This is a genomic window from Parapedobacter deserti (assembly GCF_042646065.1).
Lineage (GTDB): Bacteria > Bacteroidota > Bacteroidia > Sphingobacteriales > Sphingobacteriaceae > Parapedobacter > Parapedobacter deserti.
Genome location: NZ_JBHRTA010000044.1, coordinates 1 through 712, shown reverse-complemented (window position 1 = coordinate 712; position 712 = coordinate 1). Strand labels below are relative to the sequence as shown.

The 712-nt window shown below is 59.6% G+C and carries 1 protein-coding gene; it reads left to right on the top strand.

Features of this window, described 5'->3' with window-relative positions:
• The coding region (locus ACFOET_RS17735; RefSeq protein WP_456320335.1) for a hypothetical protein at positions 1 to 712 on the top strand (712 nt) is incomplete at both ends.

Below are 712 nucleotides of genomic sequence, written 5' to 3'. Positions count from 1 at the left end.
CTACACGATCACGGTAACCAACAACGGCCCGAGCGATGCGCAGGATGTGAACGTGGTGGATACGGCTCCTGCCGGCACGACGATCACTGGCTGGACAGCGGTGGTAACCACCGGTACGGTAACGCTTCCCAATACTTCAGGCACGGGCGATATCAATGAAACGATAGCCACGCTGCCGAATGGCGCTGTGGTGACCTATACGGTGACAGTCCAGACGCCGGCTGACTTCGATGATGACCTGGTGAACGCGGTTACGGTGACCACACCGACACCCGACCCAAATCCGGGCTGCGATGACTGCGAGACCCCGCCGTTGACACCTGATCCGCAGGCTGACATCGTAACGTTGAAAGTGGTGAGTGATGTCGCGCAGACAACGTTCACCCCGGGTGAATCGGTAGACTACACGATCACGGTGACGAACAACGGCCCGAGTGATGCGCAGGATGTGAACGTGGTGGATACGGCTCCAACCGGCACAACGATAACGGGCTGGACAGCGGTGGTGACCACCGGCACGGTGACATTGCCAAACACCAGCGGCACGGGCGACATCAATGAGACAATAGCCACGCTTCCGAATGGTGCAGTGGTAACCTATACGGTGACGGTGCAGACACCATCGGATTTCTCGGGCACGCTGGTGAATGCGGTTACGGTGACCACACCGACACCCGACCCGGATCCGACCTGCGATGACTGCACGACCCCG